At 72.1% G+C, this 7345-nt stretch carries 8 protein-coding genes; 4 read left to right on the plus strand and 4 right to left on the minus strand.

The features are described from left to right. A partial coding sequence (locus ACY34I_RS39810; RefSeq protein WP_462760633.1) for an IS607 family transposase occupies positions 1-248 on the plus strand: 248 nt, incomplete at its 5' end. Positions 249-531: 283 nt separating this feature from the next. Here the strand turns inward: ACY34I_RS39810 and ACY34I_RS39815 are convergent. Together ACY34I_RS39815 and ACY34I_RS39820 are read right to left on the minus strand one after the other, a co-directional pair. Then, positions 532-1101, minus strand: a complete 570-nt coding sequence (locus tag ACY34I_RS39815; RefSeq protein WP_462760635.1) for a DUF305 domain-containing protein — start codon at positions 1099-1101, stop codon at positions 532-534. A 68-nt stretch (positions 1102-1169) separates the two neighbouring features. Next, a complete protein-coding gene (locus ACY34I_RS39820) occupies positions 1170-1910 on the minus strand; it encodes a lytic polysaccharide monooxygenase (protein ID WP_462760637.1) in 741 nt (246 codons plus the stop codon). Positions 1911-2199: 289 nt separating this feature from the next. Here ACY34I_RS39820 and ACY34I_RS39825 point away from each other — a divergent pair, with 289 nt between their 5' ends. Continuing rightward, complete coding sequence (locus ACY34I_RS39825; RefSeq protein ID WP_148799529.1) at positions 2200-2589, plus strand: DUF2267 domain-containing protein; 390 nt, start codon at positions 2200-2202, stop codon at positions 2587-2589. Between the two features lie 13 nt (positions 2590-2602). Here the strand turns inward: ACY34I_RS39825 and ACY34I_RS39830 are convergent, their stop codons facing one another. Both ACY34I_RS39830 and ACY34I_RS39835 read right to left on the minus strand, forming a co-directional pair. Next, positions 2603-4240 carry an MFS transporter gene (locus ACY34I_RS39830; RefSeq protein ID WP_462760640.1) on the minus strand — a complete coding sequence of 546 codons (1638 nt, stop codon included), beginning with the start codon at positions 4238-4240 and terminating at the stop codon, positions 2603-2605. Beyond that, positions 4234-4929: an SDR family NAD(P)-dependent oxidoreductase gene (locus tag ACY34I_RS39835; RefSeq protein ID WP_462760642.1), complete on the minus strand. Its 696-nt coding sequence runs from the start codon at positions 4927-4929 to the stop codon at positions 4234-4236. The genes ACY34I_RS39830 and ACY34I_RS39835 overlap by 7 nt, the downstream gene beginning before the upstream one ends. Positions 4930-5188: 259 nt before the next feature. Here ACY34I_RS39835 and ACY34I_RS39840 point away from each other — a divergent pair, with 259 nt between their 5' ends. Further along, complete coding sequence (locus ACY34I_RS39840) at positions 5189-6163, plus strand: SRPBCC family protein (RefSeq protein WP_462760644.1); 975 nt, start codon at positions 5189-5191, stop codon at positions 6161-6163. A 10-nt stretch (positions 6164-6173) separates the two neighbouring features. Then, positions 6174-7345 (plus strand): zinc-dependent alcohol dehydrogenase (locus ACY34I_RS39845; protein WP_462760646.1); only part of this gene is annotated, 1172 nt, incomplete at its 3' end.

A 7345-nucleotide genomic window follows, 5' to 3' on the forward strand; every position in this document is an offset into this window, starting at 1 on the left:
TGGTCCGGGTGACGCATGAGGATCGGCTTGCGCGGTTCGGTGTCGGCTGGCTCGAACAGCTGCTCGCCGTGCATGGCGCCACCCTGGAAGTGCTGCATCCGAAGAAGCTCGGCGGACGCGAGGAGTTGCTGGAGGATTTCGGTTCGTTGGTCACGACGTTCGCGGGGCGCCTGTATGGGATGCGGTCGGTGGAGAACCGGCGTCGTCTGCTGGCCGAGTCCGGGCAATGCCAGGCCTGTGATGGGTGAGCGGGAAGCCGCCGCTGGCCGAAGGCGAGACTTTCCGCACCGCGTGTGCCCGCGGCTTGCTGCGATCTGGGGTGGACACGCCCACGCGACCCCACCACGGTGGGAAACGATCCCGGAAACCCAATCCGACTCAGGATCACTAAGCTGATCAGAGACGCTGAGCAGGAAGATGCCGGTCAGGCCCAGCCGCGCGATCCACGGCAGCGCCGGGTGGGCCAGCGCGGCAGCGCCGGCGGGCAACCGGCGTCACGTTCTGGCGAAAGGACGACACCTGCGCGTACGGTCACTGCCTGGGCTGCGCGGCCAGCTTCGCCATCAGCTCGACCTCGGCGGTCCGTGACCGCTCGATGCGCCGCGCCAACTCCCGGATCCCCTCACTGGTGCCGGCGCGCACCTGCGCCCGGGCGAGGCCAGCCGCCGTCCGCTGGTGCGCGCTGAGCACCTCCAGCAGCACCCGGTCCACGTCGCCGGTCGGGGCGGCGCGCAGCCGGGCCAGGCCGGCGACGGCGTCGCTGTGTCCGGAGTGGTCGTGCCGGGCGGCGGCGGCCACCGCCGAGGGGCCGGCGTCACGCAACCAGCCACGCATGGTGGCGAGTTCGTCGGTCTCGGTGGCGTCGATGGCGGCGATGAGCGTACGGATCTGGGGGTCGGCCGTGCGGGCGAGCCCGAGCCGGACGATCTCCAGGGTCTGTTCGGTGTGCGCCGCCATCATGGTCAGGAACAGCACGTCGATGCCGCTTGTCGGGGTGTCGGCGGCCGTGCTCGGGGCGGGGGCGGGCCGGGCCGGGTCGGGGGCGCAGGCGGCGGTGGGCAGCAGGACCAGCAGCAGGACGGCGGACACCAGGTGATGCATGCCGTACCTCGGTTGCGGTGACCGGGCGTCGGGTGCGGCACACGCCGGGCGTGGCCGCACCCGCCCGGTCAGACCTGGAGCCACAGCGCCGGGGTGTTCGGCGGCTCCCAGCCCGGGAGCGCGGTGTGCGCCTGGCGGCAGCGGTACGTCAGGCCGCTGTAGGTGACCTGGTCACCGACCTGGTAGGCCCGGCCGGCGGTCCACGTGCCGCCGGGAGCGGGCGAGCTCGTCGGGGTCACGGTCGGACTGGGCGTGGGCGACGGCGTGGTCGGGGTCGGGCTGGGCGTCGGATCGCCTCCGCCGCCGATCTGCAGGTCCAGACAGGAGTAGAAGGCGTTGGCGGTGTCGGCGATGTTCCAGATGGCGAGGAGCTTCTGGCGTCCGGAGAACCCGCCGAGGTTGACGGTGTGCGACACGGTCGCGTCGGGCTGCCGGCCACCGCCGTCGAAGACGGCGACCCGGGTGTTGCCGATCCAGTACTCCCAGTTGCTGGTGGCGTGGCGGGCCGTGTTGACCCAGGTGAAGGTGACCGTGCTGCCGACCGAGGTGGCCGGCCAGTTACGGCTGTCGTCGGTCAGCACGGCGAACTGGGCGATCCCGGCGTGGCAGCTCCGCAGCCCCTTGGGGCCTTCGACGCTCTGCGGCTCGTACTTGATTTGGCCGCAGTCCGGGACCCGGTTCTGGGCGCACAGCGCCTGGCGGCTGGGCGGCGAGGAGACGTACCCGTGGGCCTGGGCGGGCGTGGCGACGGCCAGGGTGGACGCGACGACGCCTGTGGTGAGGAGTGGGAAGCTGATTCTTCGACGCATGCCGGCTCTCCTTCCAGGGAAATCGATGTGACGAACATAAATTAAACCTTGTTAACAGTAAAGACTCTTGTCTATAGATTTCGCGATCGCGGCCCGGCCACGCATACGGTCGACGGCGCGAAGTCGCGGCCCCGGAGGCACGCCCGGATGCCGCCGAAGCGGGCACACCCACCGACGGGGCGTGTCAGGATCACCCTCGCGGGCGGCGTGCGTCTGATGCCGCCATCTGCCGGCAGGCGGCCCCGACCCATCCGGCGCCGGGCCGCCGTGAGCTGTGGATGAGGGCGGAATGAAATATCAGGAGTTCGTGGCGCGAGTGCGCGAACGGGGCGAGTACGACGACGCCGCGGAGGCGCAGCAGGTGATCAGCGTCGTGGTGACCACTCTCGCGGAGCGGTTGACCGCGGACGAGGCGCGGCAGCTCGGCTCGCAGCTGCCGGAACAGCTGGGCGACTTCCTCAAGACCGCCGGCGGCGGCGGTCAGCGCGTGGCAGTGGCGGAATTCCTCCAGCGGATCAGCGACGGCACCGGCGCCACCGAGCGGACCGCCGAATGGGACGCCAGCGCGGTCCTCACGACCATCGCCGACGCGGTGTCCGGCGGCGAGCTCAACGACGTGCTGACCCAGCTGCCGTCCGGTTACGCGACCCTGTTCGGCCGGCCCAGCGTGTCGGGCTGAGTCCCCGCGGCGGTCACGCCGCCGCCTGGTGGTCCGTCATCGCCGTCTCGGCCGAGGCCGGCAGCAGGTGGCGCACCTCGGGCGCGCCCTCGGCGAGTTCCCGGGCCCGGTCCTCGGCCTGCTGGTCGGCCTCGGTCAACCGGCCACCGTGCTGGCGTAGGTGCTCGTCCCAGGACGGCACCAGGTAGACCTCGGTGAGCTGGTCCGGGGTTTCCCCGGCGCGGAACAGGCCCCACCGCATCGCCCCGGTGCGCTGCCGGAACCCCCGGATGTGCTCCATCGCCGCCACGAACTCGGCCTGCCGCTCCGGCCGCACGGTGTATATGACCAGCACCAGCACCGGACCGATCCGGGGGTCCGGTTCGAGCACCAGCGACAGCGGCGGCCGGTAGACGGCCGGATCCTTGATCACCCCGCGCAGGTCGGGCAGCGGCCAGATCTGCGACGTCACCGCGCCGATCAGCATCAGCGCGGCGGCGACGTAGAACGCGCCGACGAGCCCGCCGAAGTCGGCCACCACACCCCACAGGAACGCGCCGACCGCCTGCCCGCCGCCCTGGACCACCTGGTAGACGGCCAGCCCGCGAGCGCGTACCCAGGCCGGCAGGAACAACTGGATCTCGGCGTTGACGTTGGCGAGGACGGCCACCCAGGCCACCCCGGCGGGCAGCAGCGCGACCAGCACCACCGGGATGATCCGGACCGACGCCACCACGGCCAGCGTCCCCCCGTACAGCAGCCCCGCCACCAGCAGGAACTGGTTGGCGGTCATCCGGGTGCGGATCCACGGCAGCAGCAGGGCGCCGACGATGGCACCCACCCCGAGCGCGGCCAGCAGCAGGCCGTATCCGCTGGAGTTCATGTGCAGGCGGCGGCTGGCCACCAGCGGCAGCAGCGCCCACAACGCGCTCGCCGGGATCACGAACACCAGCGCCCGGCGCAGCAGCCGGCGCACGGTCGGCGAGTGGCGGACGTACCGGCCGCCGGCCCGCAGCGCGGCGGTGAACCGCTCGGGCACCTCGACGGCGCGGGCGTCGCCGGGTCGCCACCGGACCAGCGCCAGCGCGAAGATCAGGAACGCCACGGCGTTGAAACCGAAGACCGGGGCCACGCCCGCCCGGGCGATCAGCACACCGGCCACGGCCGGCCCCACGGCCCGGGCCACGTTGACGCTGATCGAGCCGAGCGCGGAGGCCGACCGCAGTTGCTCGCGGGACACCAGCTCCGGGATCACCGCCGCCCATGCCGGCAGGGTCAGCGCCTGCCCCACCCCGAAGGCGAACGTGAGCGTGAGCAGCAGCGCCGGTGGCATCCGCCCGGCCGCCGTGAGCAGTGTCAACGCCAGGGCCACCACGACCATGAACAGTTGCACGGCGATCAGCAGGTGCCGGCGGTCGAAGGTGTCCGCGAGGGCGCCGGCGGGCAGCGCCAGCAGCAGCATCGGCAGCAGGCTGGCGGTCTGCACGAGGGCGACCAGGGTGGAGGCGTTCGATGTGTGGACCAGCAGCCACTGTGCCCCGACGGTCTGCATCCAGGTGCCGATGTTCGCCGCGAGCAGCGCCAGCCACAGGCTGCGGTAGGCCGCCGTGCGCAGGGGCGCCCACGCCGAGATCTGAGGCTCGGCCGCGGTGGCGTCGTTGGCGGCTACCACCGGCCGTCCGCCCGCAGCACCCGCTCCCCGGAGACGTACAGGTCGTCGGGGGTGAACTGGAGCAGCCGCACCACCTCGGGCGCCACCTGCTCGGGCATGGCGTAGATCTCGTCGAGGAACTCGTCGCCGACGCGCTCCTGCAGCCGGGTGGGCATCGGCCCCGGGTGCAGCTGCATGACCTTGATCCGGTTGCTGTGCTGCGCCTCGGCGAGGGACTCGATGAGGCTGGCGCCGTAGCTCTTGGTGGCCCGGTAGACGGGGATGCCGGGGCGGGCGTGGGTAACCGCGATCGCGCCGACGTACACCAGGTTGCCGAAGTTCTGCCGGTGCAGGTGGTGCAGGGCCTCCTTGCACACGTAGGTGGTGCCGAGCACGTTGACCTCGACCGCCCGGCGGATCCGCTGCGGGGACAGTTCCTCAAGTGCCCCGCCCGCCCACACGGACGCGCAGGCGGCGACGCCGTCGATCACGTCGTACCGGTCGACCGCCTCGGCGAACGCGTCCCGGACCTGGTCGTAGGAGGAGATGTCGCAGACGATCCCGGCGCACTGCAGGTCGTCGGAGACCGCGGCGATCTCGTCGGGCGCGTCGCCCAGGACGACCACCTGGTGTTCCTCGACGAGCAGGCGGGCGACGGCCAGACCGAGTCCGCTGGTCCCGCCGGCCACGATGAAGGTTCTGGCGCCCATCCCTCTCCAGTCGGTCGCGACGCACGAGCGTTCGCGGGTGCGCCCGGGCTGCCTTCCCGCTCGGGCCGGTTCCACACCCGGCCGGCACGGCCGCGCGGGAGGCCGCCGACGCGGCGGCAGGCCGGGGCGGCGCGACCGGTGGGTGGATCCGGCCCAGGTCGCGGGGTGTGCGGACGGATTTTGCGGGAAAGGCACGCCGGCCAGTACGGGACGCGACGCCGATCGCTGGCAGCAACTACTCGAAGACGGGTGAGCAGGCATGACACGAAAGACCACCACGGGGGTCCGCTCGGTGACGGACTCCCTCGGCATCGAGCGCGCGGCCCAGGACCGCGCAACGGAGGGGCTGGCCCGCGTCCTCGGCTGGATCAGCCTCGGTCTCGGCGTGACCGCCCTCGCCGCCGGGTCCCGCATCGCCCAGGCGTGCGGCGTCGGCGACTCACGCGCCGCCCGGGCGGTGTTGCGGGCCGCCGGCGTCCGGGAACTGGGCCACGCCGCGGCGCTGCTGATTCCCCGCCGCGCAGCCCTGAACACGTGGACCCGGGTGGCCGGTGACGCGATGGACCTGGCCGCGACGGGCCTGGCGATGCGCAACCGCCGCGGCGAGCGGCGGCGCCGGCTGGCGTACCCGATGGCGGCGCTCGCCGGAATCACCGCCGTCGACCTGTACGTCTCGGTCCGCGCGACTCAGCGCCGCCGGGTCCGCGACGGCGGCCGGGCGTACGGCTCGGTGACGGTCAACCGCACCCCGGAGGAGACGTACAACTTCTGGCACGACTTCGAGAACCTGCCCCGGTTCATGTACCACCTCGAGTCGGTGCGCCGGACGGACCCGCGGCGGACGCGGTGGACCGCGAAGGCCCCCGCCGGCCGGAGCGTGCAGTGGGAGGCCGAGATCATCGAGGACCGGCCGAACCAGTTGATCCGCTGGCGCTCCGTCGACGGCGCGAAGGTCCCGAACTCCGGCACCGTACGGTTCATGCCGGCCGCCGGCAGCCGGGGCACCGAGGTGCGCGTCGAGCTGGAGTACTCGATGCCCGGCCGGCCCCTGGGTCGCCTGGCGGCGCGCGCGTTCGGCGAGCACCCGCAACAGCAGATCTGCGACGACCTGCGGCGATTCAAGCAGGTCATCGAGACCGGTGAAATCACCCGGTCCGACGGCACACCGGACGGCACGAGCCTCAAGTCGCAGGCCAGGCAGCGCCCGGCCCGACCGCTGGCGCGGATCGCGTGAGGGAGACACGATGAGGGCCAACTGCTGGATCGCCCCCCACCGCGTGGCGGTCGAAGACGTACCAGACCCGCAGATCCTCAATCCCCGCGACGCCGTCGTCCGGGTGACCTCGTCCGCCATCTGCGGCTCCGACCTGCACCTGCTCGAGGGCTTCATCCCCCCGATGAAGCGCGGCGACGTCCTCGGGCACGAGTTCATGGGTGAGGTGGTGGAGCTCGGTCCGGGCGCACGGGACGGGCTGCGGGTCGGTGACCGGGTGGTCGTCGGCTTCCCCATCGCCTGCGGCGACTGCGTCTCCTGCCGGAGCGGGCTCTACTCGGTCTGCGAGAACTCCAACCCGAACGCCGGGATGGCGGAAGTGGCGATGGGCCACTCCCCCGCCGGCATCTTCGGCTACTCCCACCTCATGGGCGGGTACGCGGGCGGGCAGGCGCAGTACGTCCGGGTGCCCTACGCCGACGTCGGCGCCCTCAAGATCGAGGACGACCTGCCGGACGAGCAGGTGCTGTTCCTCTCCGACGTGCTGCCCACCGGCTACATGGCCGCCGAGCAGTGCGACATCAAGCCCGGCGACACCGTCGCCGTCTGGGGCTCGGGCCCGGTCGGCCTGTTCGCCACCGTCAGCGCCTACCTGCTCGGCGCCGGCCGGGTGATCGTCATCGACCGGTACCCGTACCGGCTGCGGATGGCGCGGGACAAGGCCGGCGCGGAGACGATCAACTACGAGGAGACCGACGTCCTGGACACGCTGCGGGAGATGACCGCCGGCCGGGGGCCGGACGCGTGCATCGACGCGGTCGGGATGGAGGGGCATCACCCGTCGGCGGCGCTGCACGCGTACGACCGGGCGAAGCAGGCGGCCAAGGTGGAGACGGACCGGCCGCACGCGCTGCGCGAGGCGATCCTGAGCTGCCGCAACGGGGGCACGGTGATGGCGATCGGTGCGTACGGCGGGTTCATCGACAAGTTCCCGATGGGCTCGTTCATGAACCGCTCGCTGACCATGCGCTCGGGTCAGGCCCACGTGCAGCGCTACATGCGGCCGCTGCTGGAGCGGATCCGTCGGGGCGAGATCGATCCCAGCTTCATCATCACGCACACGATGCGGCTCGAGGACACGCCTCAGGGGTACGACATCTTCAAGAACAAGCAGGAGGACTGCGTCAAGGTCGTGCTCAAGCC

Source organism: Micromonospora sp. RTBAU3-60 (genome assembly GCF_054963695.1).